This is a genomic window from Actinosynnema sp. NPDC049800 (assembly GCF_040656635.1).
In the GTDB taxonomy this organism is placed as follows: Bacteria; Actinomycetota; Actinomycetes; order Mycobacteriales; family Pseudonocardiaceae; genus Actinosynnema.
The window spans coordinates 38389-52815 of sequence record NZ_JBFAMT010000025.1; the positions used below are offsets into that span (position 1 = coordinate 38389).

Consider the following 14427-nt stretch of genomic DNA (forward strand, 5'->3'; position numbering starts at 1 on the left):
CCTCACCGCCGTGGCGTGACCGAGGACGCCACGACGAGCGGTGCGAGCTGGACCCAGTCGACGTTCGGGCCCCAGGCGGCCGGGTTGCCGAACGTGAGCGCGCCGTCGTCGGTGACCAGGTCGAGCGGCGAGGTCTCCGGCCAGAAGCCGTCCCAGGTGTAGTTGTGGCGGTACGGCGCGCTCGTGGCGTGGCCGCCTTCCTCGGTGGCGACGAGCGTCCGGGTGATGGTGTCGGTGTTGTACGGGTGGCCGGTGTTCTTCTCGGCCTGCGCGTAGGCGACGGTCAGGTTGTACTGGCCGGCCACGAACCCGGCCGGGCGCGGGATGGTCAGCGTGCCGCCGTGGCCCAGCCGGCCGACGTACGAGCCGCCGGAGGCCCACGGCCCGGAGGTCACCACCGCTCCCCCGTCGAGCCGACCGGACTCGGCCTCCACGCGGACCGCACGAGCGTCGGACGCCGCGTCGCGGACGGAGGTCAGCGTGCCGAGCACGAGCGGTGCGCGGCTCTCGTTCGACAGGACGACCTCGGTGACGCCGGCCTTGAGGTGGGCCGTGACGCGGCCGGTCCACGCGCCGGGCCGGTCGGCGGTCAGGTCGCGCACCCGTCGTCCGGACAGGGCGAGGCCGAGCGCGCTGCGGCCGGAGCCGAGCCACGTGGTGGACAGCTCGTGGTAGCCGTCCTCGGCAGCGGACACGTACGTGGTCACGGTGTCGCCGGGGCCGAGGACGACCGCGCCGGGTGCGGCGACCTGGAGCGCACGGGGGCCGCGGTCGACCGTGCCGCCGGACCGGCGCGACTCGGTGAGCGGGTAGACCGTCCTCTCGGGACCGGTGACCTCGGTCAGGTCGAACCGGTCCAGCGTGATGTCGGACGGGCCGTCGAGGAAGCCGCCGGGACCGCTGGTGCGCAAGGAGATCCGGTGCCGACCGGCGGTGAGCGTGATCGGCGTGTCGAGTCGGCCGCGGTAGACCCGGTTCAGCGTCGCCGGGAAGGTCAGGTCGCGCACGTGCGCGTCGTCCACGTACAGCGCCTGCCTGCCGACGAACCCGTCGGTGCCGTAGAACACCCCGAGCCGGTACGCGCCGTCCCGCGGCACGTCCACGTCGACCGTGACGCGCGAGGCGGGGTCCTTCATGAAGCCGACGTCCTTGTGGCCGGACGTGGTGTAGCGCTGGGCCATCTCGTCCGAGCCGGAGCCGTCGTCCTGGGTGACGACCACGGCGTGCTCCACCGCGCCCGACTCGGCCTCGTGGCTCGCCTGCCACGGCGCGTCGGCGACCGGCGGCGCGCCGAGGCCCGCCCTGGTGACGACGACCTGGTAGGCGGCCAGCGGGTCGCCGCCGGGCACGGCGATCGTCGCCTTGCCGCCGACCACGCGGACCCTGGCCGCCGCGACCACGGGCGGCTGCCCGGCGTCACCCTCGTAGCCCGACCAGGTGGTCTTGGCGACCCGCACGTCGACCCGGTCGCCGAAGACCCGCCGGTCCAGGCCCGTCACGACGACGTCCACCGCGTTCGCCGTGCCGCCGAGCAGGACGGTCGCCTTGGCGTCGCCCCGGTCGTAGGCGGCCAGGCCCTGCACCGTGTCCCGGGTGCTGGGCCGCGGCGGCGTGGCGCGGACGGTGTCGCCGGACAGGTCGGCGTACCACTTCGTCAGCCACCAGCCGCCGTTGGCGCGGCCGGTGCGCACGGCGTGGTCGCTGAGGTTGCCCGCCATCGTCCAGAACGCCAGCTGGCCGTCGACCTTGGTCTCCTCCAGCATGGCGATCCACTGGACCAGCTGGCCGGGCACGGAGGTGTCACGCCGGTTGGAGTACTCGTTGATGTTGATCGGCCGCGGCGCGATGCCGAGTTCCCGTTCGAGCGCCCGGTAGTCCTCGTAGTGCTCGCGGTAGGTCGTCAGGGAGTCGGGGCCGAGCTCGTGCCAGGTGACGACGTCGGGCAGCACGTCGTGGGCCTTGGCGTGGGTGAGCAGGTCGCGCAGGTGGTCCGGGCGGTACCGGGTCTCGCCCGGGCCGGTGATGCGGGCGTCGGGCAGCACGGACCTCACCAGCCGGTAGACCCTGGTCCAGTCGGCCAGGAACCGGTCCTTGTCCGCCGCCCAGTCGCCGTACCAGATCCAGTCCGGCTCGTTGAAGATCGTCCACACGAACCGGTCGCGGTCCGGCCGTGCGGCGACCTTCTCCAGCTGGGGCCGCAACCGCGCGATGTAGTCGTCGATGCCCAGGTCCTGGTAGGGCCAGGCGCTGTAGACGTCCTGCGCGTAGAGGTGCACGTCGGTGCCGCCGGCCGCGAAGTACCCGTCCGCGACCCGCAGCGCGTCGCCGCTCGGGTGCTGCTCGCCGTCCGGCGCCTTCTGCGAGACCGTGCGGGGGCGCATGCCGGCGACGAGGTCGTGCGACGGGACGCCGGGGTCGCCGAGGCCGTAGAGGATGCCGGTGGCGCCGCCGTGGAACGCGCCGGTGGGCGAGTCGAGGTCGACGCGCAGCGTCTCGGTCGACGACTTCCGCGCCGAGACCGCGGTCGAGGTCCCCAGGGCCATCGCGGCGGCGATCGTGCCCGCCAGGAAGGGGTGTCGCATCAACGCTCCTTTTGTCACTTGACGGCGCCGCTGGTGATGCTGGAGACGATCCGTCGCCGGGCGAGCGCCAGGACGGCGACCAGCGGCAGGCTCATCAAGATCACGTAGGCGAAGGTCAGGTGCCGGTTTCGGCAGCACGACGCGTCGGAACACCGTGACCGGGCCCGCGCCGTCGAGCCCGGGCCGCGCTGCCCGCCAGGCCGAGCCGGCGCAGCAGCAGCACCACCGTGACGACCGCCGGCGGCAGCACGATCCCGCTGATCCCCAACGCGTGCAGCACCCCGTTGAGCCGGGTGGCGCGGCGGAGGCGACGGGGATCCGTCGGTTCACCGTGCTGTTCCCCCGGTCGGTGGGGTGGCCGGTCCTCGCTCTCCGCCGGGGGCGATCCGGAAGAGCCGCGCGGAGGCGGTGTCCTGGTGGGCGGGCGCCAGGGTCAGCGAGCCGGTGCCCCGGTCCCAGGAGTGGCTCCACGCGGGCAGGTCGCGCGGGTAGAGCACCTCGACGTCGACCGATCGGCCGCGCAGGTGCGGCAGGGACAGCGCCACGTCCGCGCCCGCGCCGTCACGCCGCCACACGGCCACGTGCGTGACGTCACCGGACCGGAGCCCGAGGCTGAGCCACGGATCGCGCCACCCGGGCAGCTCCAGCGGCCACACCGGCGCCGACACCGCCAGGTCCGCGCGGATCTCCCGGAACACCCGCACCGCTTCGCGCACGGACCGCAGCTGGTCGGCGCCCATGAGGTCCAGCCGCCCCGACAGGTAGAGCCGGCCGAGCATCCCCGTGCACACGGTGAAGGCGAACGGCTCGTCCGCCATGTCCGGTTGCGGGTAGGCCCAGCTCGCCGACTGCTCCGGCAGGACCGACATCGGCGCCGACACCGCGATCGGTGGGTAGCGCAAAGGGTCCTGCTGGTCGCTGGTGGACTGCAACTGCATCCGGGACAGCAGCGCGTAGTCCATGCGCATCGCGCCGGACGCGCAGTTCTCCAGGATCAGGTCGGGGTGCCGGTCCAGGAGCCGGTCCAGCCACTCCAGGTGGGCCCGGTTGTGCGCGAGCAGGCCCGCGCCCGCGCTGTCGGCGGCGAAGTCCGTGCCCGGTCCCGGGTCGACGTTGTAGTCGAGCTTGAGGTAGCCGACGCCGAGGTCCTCGACCAGCCGGTCGACCACGTCGTCCAGGTGCGCGATCGCGCGCGGGTGGCGCAGGTCGAGCACGTACCGGTCGTGCTCGACCAGCCGGACGCCGCCGCGTTGGAGGAACGCGGCGGCCGGGAGCTCGTCGGCCAGCGGGCTGCGCACCCCGATCACCTCCGGCTCCAGCCAGAGGCCGGGCACCATGCCCCGCTCCCGGATGCGGGTGAGCACCTCGGCGATGCCGCGCGGGAACCTGGTCTCGGACGGCCGCCACTCGCCGACGGCGTCCCACCAGCTCGTGCCGTTGTCGTACCAGCCGGCGTCGACGCAGAACACCTCCGCGCCGACGTCGGCGGCGGCGTCGACCAGGGGCAGCAGCTTCGCCGTGGTCGGATCGCCCATGAGCGTGTTCATGTAGTCGTTGAACACCACCGGCAGGGCGGACCGGTCGCGGTGAGGGCGGACGAGTTCGCGCCGGTGGGCGGTCAGCGCGGCGATCGCACCGTCCACACCGGACTCGGACACGGCCACCGACGCGGGCACGGTGGTGAACGCCTCGCCGGGCAGCAGGCAGTGCTGCCACTGGTGGTCGACGTCCGTCGGCCCGAGCAACGCCGCGTACGCGCCGTCCAGCCGTTCGCCGACCTCCCACCGCCACGCGCCGTTGTGCTCCACCTGCCACAGCCACGCCTGACCGGTCCGGCGGTCCGCCAGCCCGGCGGTGGGCAGGTGCGTGCCGGTGGACCACGTGCCCGTGCTCACGGCCGCGAACCGACCCCGACCGTGCTGACCGTGCAGCGGGAGGTTGAGGTCGGGGGTCACGCCGTCGCGCAGCGGGTGGCGCGTCCACCGGCCCTCGCCCAGCCACTCGCTCTCGCCGCGCAGCAGGTCGACGTCCCCGACCAGGGCGCCGGGGAAGCCCGCGGCGAACGACGTGACGCCGTGCAGCACCACCGGGACGTCGCCCCGGTTGGTCACGGTGGTGCGGACCTGGCAGGCCGCGACGCCGTCGACCGACCGGAACGACGTCCGCGCGAGCAGCCCGGTCCGCTCGTCGCGCACGTCCACGTGCAGCTCGCTCCACTTGCCGTCACGCGTGCGGGCGGAGCCGGCGTAGACCATGCGCCTGCCGAGCGCCGTGTCGGAGAACCGGTGCGAGGCGCGGGCCCGGCCCTCACCGGCCACCAGCAGCTCCACCAGCGGTTGCGCGGCCCTGGGGTGGTCGGACCGCGGGCGGGCGGCCAGCGTGCGGACGCCGACCGGGCCGTCCGGGGACACGTCCACGACGAGTGCCAACGCCGAGTGGCCCCAGACCACGCTCGTGGCGGACTCCGATGAGATCACGGTGCTCCTGTCGTGCGTTCCGACGCGGGTTCCCCGGCTGGTCGAGGGGCGCGGCGATCCGGATGAGGTCGATGTCGGGCGCGTCGCCGCTGGAGGGGTTGGTCAACGCGATCGCGTTGACGCCCGCCGTGCCCGAGGCCGTGCAGGCCGCCACCGCCGCGCACCAGGCGTGGCTCGCCCTCGTCGATCCGATCACCGTCGTCACCTCCAAGTCGCAGGTCGAACTGGTTCATGGAGCGGCGACAGGCCAGCGTTCGTGCTGATCACAGCCATGTGACCGGTCACATCACGGCCCGAGTGTGACCGTCACACGGACAGGTGAAAAGACCGCGTTACCTTGTTGTGACCAACACTGCGGTGGACAGGTTCTCAACGACCGCGCGGCGGGGCGGTCGACTCGCGCACCACGAGGGACGGCGCGGCGAGGTCGAGGGCGGGCCGCGGCTGGCCCGCCACCTCGGCCACCAGCGCCGCCAGGCACGCGCGGCCCAGCGCCACGAAGTCCATCCGCACCGTGGTGAGCGCGGGCGTCCAGTAGGCCGCGCCGGGCACGTCGTCGAAGCCGATGATGCTGACCTCGCCCGGGACGTCGCGGCCGGATTCGTGCAGGGCGCGGCGGACCGCCATGGCTGTGTCGTCGTTGCCGCACAGGATCGCGGTGACGTCCGGGTCGGCCGCCAGCCGCCGTCCCGCGAGGTAGGCCGACCGCACGTCCCACCCGACGGGCACGACCGGCGGCACCGGCGCGCCCACCTCCCGCAGCGCGTCGCGCCACCCCGTCTGGCGGGCGCTCGTGCCGGTCTCCGACGGGATCGCGACGTGGTGCACCGTGCGGTGGCCCAAGGACAACAGGTACCCGGTCGCGTCGGCGGCGGCCTGCCGTTCGTCGAGGTAGATCATGGCCCGCCCGGTGCCGGCCAGACCTCCCGCCTCGGTCGCCGCCACGGCGGGCACGGCGGCCGGCAGCGCGCGCAGGACGCCCGCGCCGGCGGCGTCGAAGGCGATCACGACGATGCCGCCGGCGTTGGGGTCGCTCACGTACTCGACCGCGTGCCGGACGTCGGCGGGGCGGTCCGACTCGACCACCCGGACGCCGAGCGCGAGCCCTTGCAGGCGCGCGGCCTCCTCGATGCCCCGCAACGTGGCGGCGTACCCGTAGAGCGTGGTGTCGGCGATGACCACCGTGACCGCGCCGGCCCGGCCCGAGCCCAGCGCCCGGGCGGCCCGGTTGGGCCGGTACCCGAGCCGCTCGATCACGTCGAGCACCTGCCGGCGGGTGTCGGGGTTGACGTTGGGCGACTCGTTGAGCACGCGTGACACGGTCTGGTACGAGACACCCGCGGCGGCCGCCACGTCACGGATGCTGGGCGCGGCCTCCCGCCCGCGCTTCCGGGCGGGCAAGCCGGGAGAACGTCCTGTCACCCCGTCATCGTGATCGCCGGCGACGACCACGTCAAAACCACCTCGGGCGGCACACGCTCGTGGTGATCGCGGCTCAGGAGTCGCGGCCGAACCAGTCCAGCACGAGCCTCGCCACCTCGTCCGGCCGGTCGAGGTGCATGAAGTGGCCGGCGTCGGCCACGACCCGCACCGAGGAGCCGTCGGCGAGACCGGTCCGGGCGTCGGCGAAGTGCTCCGGCCTGATGCAGCCGTCGTCCTCGCCGGCGAGCACGAGCATCGGGACGGTGGCCGTCGCCTCGGTCGTGGCGGCCAGTGCGGCGAGGTCCGGGTCGTGCAGCGACCGGTCGAAGTTGCCGCGGTAGATCCGCAGGACGTTGCGCAGCACGGCCGGGTCGCCGTACATCGCGTGCACGCGGGCGCGGTGTTCGCTCGGGTCGAGACCGGGCGACCAGGTCGACCACAGGTAGTCCACCAGGCCGCGGTCGGCCTCCAGCACGGACTCCGCGACACCGGGCACCTGGAACAGCCACAGGTAGAAGAACCGTTGCTGCTGCGCGGGATCGCGGAGCACCGGGCCCAGCGTCCTCGGCGGCGGCACGGCCATGGTGACCGCGTGCCGCACCCGTTCCGGCCACGCCGCCGCCAGCCGGCCCACCACGCCCGCGCCGATGTCGTGCCCGATCAGGTCGATCCCGGCGTCCGGGGACAGGGCCCGCGCGACCGCCTCGGCGTCGGCGGCGAGCGTGATGCCGTCGGCGTAGGTCATCCGGTCCGCGGTCGTCGGGTGGTGGCCGCGCAGGAACGGCGCCACCACCCGGCGGCCGGCGGCGACCAGGTGCTCGGCGAGCGGCCCGAACGTGGCCGGGTGGTCGGGGAACCCGTGCCAGCACACGACCACCGGCCCGTCGCCCGCCGCGAGCGCCGGGAAGTCGAGCCGATCGGTCTCGATCACGATCTCGTCGAAGTCCACGACCTCGAACCTAGCCGCGGACGGGCAGGTTCACGGTGACGTCGCGCAGCACCATCGCGCTCGGCGTGCGGCTGCCGTGCAGGAGGAACATGTCCGAGATCGGGGTGACGGTGAGGTACAGCGACTGGCCGGCCGGGATCGAGGCGGCGACCGCGGGCAGTTCGACGGTGCGGCGGGTGCCCAGGTTCAGGCTGTGCTCGCGGTGTGGGAGCACGTTGTTCTGGATCACCTTGGCGGTCAACGGCGACGTGCCCGCGCTGAGGGCGAAGAACGCGCGGCTGTCGAGGCCGAGGGTGCTGACGAGGGCGTCGAGCGTCGGCGACCCGGCGATGGTGAGGGGGCCGTCCGCGATCTTGATCGACTGGGGCAGGCCGACGCCGGCGGTGGTCACGATGTCGGGCAGGGCGGTGGTCCTGGTCGGCGCGACGCTGTCCACGGTGACGCAGCCGCCCTCGGCGGTCATGAGCTGGTAGCGGCCGTGGCCGGTGATCGCGCGCGGCGCGCCGTGCAGGTTCTCGGCCAGGAACCGCAGTTCGAGCTCGTCGTAGCCGCCGTGCCGCGCCGAGCACGCGTCACCCGCGACGGCGTACCCGACGGGGATGGCGTTGGGCAGCGCGTGGCCGCCGTTGTAGCCGATGAGCAGGCTGTTCGCCCGGGCGCGCGGGGTCAGGGCGCGGTCGAAGTTGTCGATCGCCTGGTCGAGCGGGAACAGGTTGTCGCTGATGCCCTGGTGCAGCAGCACCGGGACGTCCAGCCGGCGGCCGGCGGCGACGTGGTGCGCGGGGCCGTTGTCGCGGAAGAACTCCTCCATCGTGGTGGGCCAGTCGCCGGTGAGCAGGCCTTCGGCGTAGCCGGCGTGCAGCGTCGAGGTGTGCGCGTCGAGGGCGGCGGCGTACAGGGCGGTGACCCACGTGGTGCGGACGACCTCGCGCGGGGCGAGGCTGTCGTTCAGCGAGTGCCACGTGATCTGCGGCGCGAGCGCGTCGAACCGGGTGCGGCCGGTCTTCATGATCTCGGTGAACGCGCCGGCGAACTGGAAGCCACCGCCGTAGGAACCGCCGACCGCGCCGAGCACCGGGTCGTTCGGACCGTTGCGGCGCACCCAGTCCAGCGAGGCGACGTGGTCGATCACCCGGATCACGTCCTCGCCCTCGAACGCCGGGTCCTCCACGTGCGCCTTGCCGCCGCTCTCGCCGAAACCGCGCTGGTCGATGCTGACCACGCCGAAACCCGCGTCCAGGTACCGCTGGAACGAGCCGGGCGCGGACGTGCGGCTGCCGCCCCAGCCGTGGCTGTGCAGCAGCACCGGCACCCGGTTGTCGCGGGAGGCGGCAGCGGGCTTGAACACGCTGACGCAGATGCTCACCGGCCCCGGCTCCAGCGGATCGGTCTCCGGCACGCTCGCGACGCAGACGTGCTCCGGCGCGGGGTGATCGGCGCTCGCGGCGGCGGCGGGGGTCACGGCGACGGCCGCGACGACGAGTGCGATCACCAGGCGCATCGGGTTCCTCCGGTCGATCAGGGCGGGTTGATCAGGGCGCGTGGATCGCGCAGTGGGTCCAACGAGCGACCGTGAAGATCGTCACGTCGGATATACCTTGTGCGCAACTTAATCGGGCACTAGCTTTATGGCATCACCCCGCAAGACGAACCGAGGAGCACACGATGACCGGCCACAACCCCACCGTCGTCCTGGTACACGGCGCGTTCGCCGACGGGTCCAGCTGGGCCGAGGTGATCGGACTGCTGCGGGCGCGCGGCGTGGAGGCGCTCGCGGTGAGCAACCCGCTGCGCGGGCTGGCGCACGACGGCGACTACGTGGCGAGCGTCGCCGGGCACGTCGACGGGCCGGTCGTGCTGGTCGGCCACTCGTACGGCGGCCCGGTCATCACGCACGCCGCCGCGAAGACGCCGAACGCCAAGGCGCTGGTGTACGTGGCGTCGTTCGGCGTCGACAAGGGCGAGAGCGCGTTGAGCTCGGTCGAGGGCTTCGCGCCGGTGGAGCTCAACACGTCCTTGGTGCCGCAGCAGTTCCCGGACGGCGACGGCAGCGACACGGAGTTCACGATCCGCCGTGACGCGTTCGCGAGCGTGTTCGCCGCCGACCTGCCGGACTCGGTCACCGCCACCGCCGCGGTCAGCCAGCGCCCGATCGCGGCCCGCGCCCTCGGAGAGCCGCTGTCCGTGGAGCCCGCGTGGAAGACCCTGCCGTCGTGGTTCGTGGTGGCGACGGCGGACAACGCCATCAACCCGGACTCGCAGCGCGCCGCCGCGGCCCGGCTCGGCTCGGCCACCGTCGAGGTGGACGCCTCGCACGCCATCGCCCTCTCCCGCCCGACCGAGGTCGCCGACCAGATCCTCGCCGCCGTCACCGCCGTCTCCTGACCCACCCGCGTGTCGAACCTCCAGGACCCCCGAGTTCCCCGTCGCCCCGCACCGCTCGGCCGCGAGGTGGAATTCGGGGGTCCTGAGTGGACGACACGCGGGCCCGAGCGTTCGACACGCGGGACCTGAGCGTTCGACTCGCGCGGTGGTGGAAGGATTTCGGGTATGCGGGTGCTGTTGGTGGAGGACGACGAGCCGATCGCCGAGTCCCTCACGCGGGGGTTGGGCCGGTACGGCTTCGACGTTGTGTGGGTGCGCACGGGGGCCGAGGCGCTGGCGGCGGAGCCGGCCGACATCGTGCTGGTCGACCTCGGCCTGCCCGACGTGGACGGGCTGGACGTGTGCCGGGAGCTGCGCGCCCGCGGCGACGTGCCGATCATCGTGATCAGCGCGCGGGCCGACGAGACCGACCGCGTGGTCGGCCTGGAGATCGGCGCGGACGACTACGTGTCCAAGCCGTTCGGCGTCCGCGAGGTGATCGCCCGGATGCGCGCGGTGCTGCGGCGGGTCCGGCCCGCGCTGCCCCAACCCGACGCCACCCGGTCGGCGGACGCCCGGCCGACCAGGCTCACGATCGACCGCCGGGCACGACGGGTGCACGTCGACGGCATCGAGGTCGTCCTGACGCCCAAGGAGTACGACCTGCTGGCGTTCCTCGCCGAAGCGCCCGGCGCGGTGTTCACCCGCGAGCAGATCATGGAGGCGGTGTGGGACGCCAACTGGTTCGGCCCGACCAAGACCCTCGACGTGCACGTGGGCGCGCTGCGCCGCAAGCTCGGTGACGCGGTCGCCGTGGAGACCGTGCGCGGGGTCGGGTTCCGGTTGGTGCTGACGTGATCCGCCAGCTGGTCGCGAGCTACGTGCTGCTGGTGCTGGTGGCGATCGCCGCGTTCACCGTGCCGGTGGCGTTCACGCTCACCGACCAGCTCTACCGCGACGAGGAGAACTCCGCCCGCCGGGAGGCGGCGACGGCCGCGCTGCTCCTGGCGCCCGACGACGCGCCGTCCCGCCAGGCGCTGGCCCGCCTGGTCGAGGCCTACCAGCGGCAGACGCCGGGCCGCTTGGACGTGCTGACCGCCGCACGCACCGCCGTCGACCCGCTGCCGCTGCCCGCCGCCACGGACGACCCCGCGTTCACCGAGGCGTTGCAGGGCCGCGAGTCGCTGCGGTGGGGCGACGCCGAGGCGCTGGGCGCGGAAGGTCTCGTGCTGGCCGTGCCCGCCAGGTCCGCGGACGGCGCGGTCGTCGGCGCGGTCCGGATCAGCTACCCGTCGGGTCCGCTGAGCACCCGGCTGTGGCAGATCTGGGGTTTCCGCGCGGCCCTGGCCGTCACGGTGCTGATCGCGGCGGCCGTGGTCGGCTTCCTGCTCGCCCGCCGGCTGACGCGCCCGCTGCGCGAGCTCAACCGGATGGCGGGCAGGCTGCGCGACGGCGACCTCACCGCGCGGGTCGAGGAGACCGGCCCGCCGGAGACCCGGACCCTCGCCGGCACCCTCAACACCGCGACGGAGACCATCGGCACCCTCGTCGGCTCCCAGCGCGCGTTCATCGGCGACGCCTCCCACCAGCTCCGCACCCCGCTGACCGCGCTGCGCCTGTCGCTGGACAACATCGCCGACGGCGTGGACGACCCCTACGTGCGCGAGGACGTCGACCACGCCACCGCCGAGGTGGTGCGGATGAGCAGGCTGGTCAACGGCCTGCTCACGCTCGCCAGGGCCGAGTCCACCGTGGCCACGCCGGAGCCCGTCCGCATCGGCGACGTGGTGGCCGGCCGGTTCGACACCTGGCGCGCCGCCGCCGAGGAGCGCGGCATCCGGCTGCGGCACGACGCCGCCGACCCCGACCTGCGCGCCCTGGCCGGGCACGGTCACCTGGAGCAGGTGCTGGACAACGTGCTGTCCAACGCGCTCGCCGTCTCGCCGGACGACGCCGTGATCACCGTGGCGAGCAGGCGGGAAGCCCGCAAGGCGGTGATCGAGGTGGTCGACCGCGGTCCGGGCCTGCCCGCCGCCGACCGGGAGCGCGCGTTCGACCGGTTCTGGCGCGGTCCGGGGCTGACGGGCCGGTCCGGCTCGGGTCTCGGGCTCGCGATCGTCAAGCAGCTGGTGTCCGACGACGGCGGGTCGGCGAGCCTGCACGAGGGCGAGCACGGCGGCCTGTGCGTGCGGATCGTGCTGCGGGCCGCGTGAGACCGGTGTGCCCGGCCAGCCAGCCCGGTCAGTCGGCCCGGTCAGTGCGCTTCGGGCATGGCGGACGAGTGGTGGTTGACGATCAGCCACTTGCCGTCGACGCGCTCGTAGGCGAACGTGTAGCGGGCGTCGACCCGGGTGCCGTTCGCGGCCAGGGTGAAGCGGTAGACGCCCGCGTCGATCGCGGTGTCCGGGCCGAGCACCGCCACGTGCGACTCCAGGATCTCGCCGCTGGGCTTGTTGGCCAGGAAGTGCTCGAAGTAGTCCACGATCTCGGCGCGATCGGAGCGGACGTTGTCCGACAACGTCGGCAGCAGCACGGCGCGCGGCGCGTAGAGGTCGGCGACCTGCTGCGCGTCGCCGGTGGCCAGCGCGCGGTTCCAGGTGTCGAACAGCGCCTCGACCTGCTGCGCGGACGGCTCGGCCGCGGTGGTGGCGACCGCGGTGGTCGGTTGCTCGTTGCCGGCGGCCGTGCCGCACGCGGTCAGCGTGACGGCCAGGGCCACCGCGGTGATCGCTCCGGAACGAGTGCGACCGACGTTGCTCATGGTGATCTCCTGCGGGTGGCGCGGATGTCGCTTTCCACTTTCGGGTGACGTGGGGAAGCGACAGCACAGGAGGAGGACAACGCCGGGTAAGGGTTCCACCAAGAAACGGCGTGGCCGACCCGGGAGCCGGCCACGCCGTCCCGGTCAGCCGACCTTGCCGACGCCCGCGCCGGCCATGACGGCGGCCTTCACGGTGTTCGGGTCGTCGAGCGTGTAGGAGTAGTAGTCGCGCGGCTCCTGCACGCTGCCGCTGCAGTCGGGCTGACCCGACTCACCGACGAACACGTTGTTCCGCGCCACGCACCGCCCGCCGGGACCGGCGTAGTTGTTGCTCACCGGCTCCTCGACGTCCTCGAAGTGGTTGCCCTCGACGACGCAGCCCGAGTCCGCCTGGCACGCCACGCCGACGTCGGTGTTGTAGAGGTAGTAGTTGTTGAACACGTGCACCGGCTCGCCGAAGCGGACGCGCGGGTTGCGCTGCGGCGTCCGGTCGAACCAGTTGTGGTGGTAGGTCACCTTCAGCCGGCCGACGTCCTGCGCGCCGTTGCCGTCGTCGTGGCCCAGCAGCATGTTCTTGCTGTGGTTGTGCGTGTGGTTCCACGAGACGGTGACGTAGCTGGAGCCGCGCTTGATGTCGATAGCGCCGTCGTAGCCGTGGGACAGGTCGTTGTGGTCGATCCACACGTGGTGGGAGAACATCTGCACGTTGATCGCGTCGTCGGCCCAGTCGCGGAAGACGAGGTTGCGGACGATGACGTTGCGCACGGCGTCGGCGGGCGGCGAGGTGACGTTCGAGACCGGCAGGCCGATGTTCAGCCCGCCGCCGGTGAAGCCCGAGGCGGAGCCGATGCCGACGATCGTCTTGTCGGACGTGACGTCGTGCATGGGGCCGGGCAGCGCGATCATGCCGCGCACGCAGATGTTCAGCGGTCCGGGCTGGGCGATCGCGGCCAGGAACTCCGCGGCCGTGTCGACCTCGATCGTGGGACCGCCCGCGCCGCCGGTCGTGCCGTTCTGGCCCCACGCGGTGACGGAGGCGAACCCCTGAGGGCGCCCGGACGTGGCGCAGGTGCCGGGTTGCTGCGTGGTGGTGGTCGTGGTGGTGGTGCTCGTCGGCCCGCCCGGTCCGGCCACGTCGGTCACCAGCACGTCGTCGAACGTCGCCGCCGCGTAGTAGGTCGCCACGCCGATCCGGCCGCTGCCGAACGTGGCGTCGGTCGCGGTGACGACCTGCGCGCCGTCCACGAAACCGCGCAGCGTGCCGCCGAACGCCTCCAGCCGCACGGTGCGCCAGGCGCCGACGGCCACGGCGACCGGCGCGGTGGCCAGGGCGGTGTGCCCGCCGCCGACCCGCTTGCCGAGCACGGCGGTGCCGGCGTTGGACAGGGCCAGGTAGTAGTAGTTGCCGGTGTTCTGCACCCGGGCGGTCACGGCGACGTGCCGGTTCGAGCCGTTGAACGCGGTCGGCTTGACCCGGGCCTGCACCGACTGGCCGGACCACACCGCGCCGGCGGTCGCCCTGGCGTCGGCGCTGGTGCCGGACTGGCGCCAGGCCCGCGACCCGTCGTCGACCACCGTCCAGCTGCCGCCGCTCGAGCTCCAGCCGGTCGCGTTGCCGTCCTCGAAGTCGTCGTCGAACAACGTCGCGGCCGATGCCGAAGGCACCAGCAATACCGCCATCGCGACGACGAACGCGCTCGCCACAGCGGCGAGCGACGCTAATCTGCCGTGCTTGCTCAAGGGAGCCTCCTGTGCTGAACCGGGCGTTCTGCGCCCGATTCCGCCGACCCTTCGGCGTTCACGGTGGTGAATGCGTTCACGCTGGTGAACGCGGGTGTGCACGCGTTCGGGCGACGGTTGCCGACAAACGGA

12 protein-coding genes are annotated in these 14427 nt (G+C 73.3%); 4 read left to right on the forward strand and 8 right to left on the reverse strand.

Annotated features, from left to right (window positions below):
- Nucleotides 1-2: 2 nt before the first annotated feature.
- The 3 genes from AB0I91_RS25590 to AB0I91_RS25600 form a co-directional block, all read right to left on the reverse strand.
- Entirely contained in the window at nt 3-2582 is a 2580-nt protein-coding gene (locus AB0I91_RS25590; protein ID WP_499614917.1) for a carbohydrate-binding protein, read from the reverse strand.
- A gap of 115 nt (nt 2583-2697) precedes the next feature.
- Entirely contained in the window at nt 2698-2862 is a 165-nt protein-coding gene (locus tag AB0I91_RS25595; RefSeq protein ID WP_498784084.1) for a hypothetical protein, read from the reverse strand.
- Nucleotides 2863-2908: 46 nt separating this feature from the next.
- Nucleotides 2909-5059, reverse strand: a complete 2151-nt coding sequence (locus tag AB0I91_RS25600) for a glycoside hydrolase family 36 protein (protein WP_499639190.1) — start codon at nt 5057-5059, stop codon at nt 2909-2911.
- Between the two features lie 62 nt (nt 5060-5121).
- Between AB0I91_RS25600 and AB0I91_RS25605 the strand changes: the two genes are divergently transcribed.
- A complete protein-coding gene (locus AB0I91_RS25605; protein ID WP_499639192.1) occupies nt 5122-5322 on the forward strand; it encodes a hypothetical protein in 201 nt (66 codons plus the stop codon).
- Between the two features lie 106 nt (nt 5323-5428).
- Here the strand turns inward: AB0I91_RS25605 and AB0I91_RS25610 are convergent, their stop codons facing one another.
- From AB0I91_RS25610 to AB0I91_RS25620, 3 genes are all read right to left on the reverse strand, one after another.
- The gene (locus AB0I91_RS25610; protein WP_499639194.1) at nt 5429-6481 is read right to left on the reverse strand and encodes a LacI family DNA-binding transcriptional regulator; all 1053 of its coding nucleotides are present in this window, start codon (nt 6479-6481) and stop codon (nt 5429-5431) included.
- Nucleotides 6482-6554: 73 nt separating this feature from the next.
- Entirely contained in the window at nt 6555-7430 is an 876-nt protein-coding gene (locus AB0I91_RS25615) for an alpha/beta fold hydrolase (RefSeq protein ID WP_499639196.1), read from the reverse strand.
- Between the two features lie 10 nt (nt 7431-7440).
- On the reverse strand, nt 7441-8931 hold the full coding sequence (locus AB0I91_RS25620; RefSeq protein ID WP_498784075.1) for an alpha/beta fold hydrolase: 1491 nt from the start codon (nt 8929-8931) through the stop codon (nt 7441-7443).
- 164 nt (nt 8932-9095) lie between these two features.
- Between AB0I91_RS25620 and AB0I91_RS25625 the strand changes: the two genes are divergently transcribed.
- The 3 genes from AB0I91_RS25625 to AB0I91_RS25635 all read left to right on the forward strand — a co-directional run bounded on the left by AB0I91_RS25625 (nt 9096) and on the right by AB0I91_RS25635 (nt 12007).
- Complete coding sequence (locus AB0I91_RS25625; RefSeq protein ID WP_499639198.1) at nt 9096-9815, forward strand: alpha/beta fold hydrolase; 720 nt, start codon at nt 9096-9098, stop codon at nt 9813-9815.
- Between the two features lie 165 nt (nt 9816-9980).
- Complete coding sequence (locus AB0I91_RS25630) at nt 9981-10652, forward strand: response regulator transcription factor (RefSeq protein WP_498784071.1); 672 nt, start codon at nt 9981-9983, stop codon at nt 10650-10652.
- A complete protein-coding gene (locus AB0I91_RS25635) occupies nt 10649-12007 on the forward strand; it encodes an ATP-binding protein (RefSeq protein WP_499614907.1) in 1359 nt (452 codons plus the stop codon). Before AB0I91_RS25630 ends, AB0I91_RS25635 begins: the two co-directional genes overlap by 4 nt.
- Nucleotides 12008-12048: 41 nt before the next feature.
- Here AB0I91_RS25635 and AB0I91_RS25640 read toward each other — a convergent pair whose 3' ends face one another.
- On the reverse strand, nt 12049-12555 hold the full coding sequence (locus tag AB0I91_RS25640) for an SgcJ/EcaC family oxidoreductase (protein ID WP_499639200.1): 507 nt from the start codon (nt 12553-12555) through the stop codon (nt 12049-12051).
- Nucleotides 12556-12699: 144 nt separating this feature from the next.
- Nucleotides 12700-14295 carry a pectate lyase family protein gene (locus AB0I91_RS25645; RefSeq protein ID WP_499639202.1) on the reverse strand — a complete coding sequence of 532 codons (1596 nt, stop codon included), beginning with the start codon at nt 14293-14295 and terminating at the stop codon, nt 12700-12702.
- Between the last annotated feature and the right edge of the window lie 132 nt (nt 14296-14427).

Excerpts from the sequence above, each read along its gene's own strand:
- AB0I91_RS25590 (WP_499614917.1), bottom strand. The coding sequence starts at position 2,582 with ATGCGACACCCCTTCCTGGCGGGCACGATCGCCGCCGCGATGGCCCTG.
- AB0I91_RS25605 (WP_499639192.1), top strand. The coding sequence starts at position 5,122 with ATGAGGTCGATGTCGGGCGCGTCGCCGCTGGAGGGGTTGGTCAACGCG.
- AB0I91_RS25620 (WP_498784075.1), bottom strand. The coding sequence starts at position 8,931 with ATGCGCCTGGTGATCGCACTCGTCGTCGCGGCCGTCGCCGTGACCCCC.
- AB0I91_RS25625 (WP_499639198.1), top strand. The coding sequence starts at position 9,096 with ATGACCGGCCACAACCCCACCGTCGTCCTGGTACACGGCGCGTTCGCC.
- AB0I91_RS25630 (WP_498784071.1), top strand. The coding sequence starts at position 9,981 with ATGCGGGTGCTGTTGGTGGAGGACGACGAGCCGATCGCCGAGTCCCTC.
- AB0I91_RS25640 (WP_499639200.1), bottom strand. The coding sequence starts at position 12,555 with ATGAGCAACGTCGGTCGCACTCGTTCCGGAGCGATCACCGCGGTGGCC.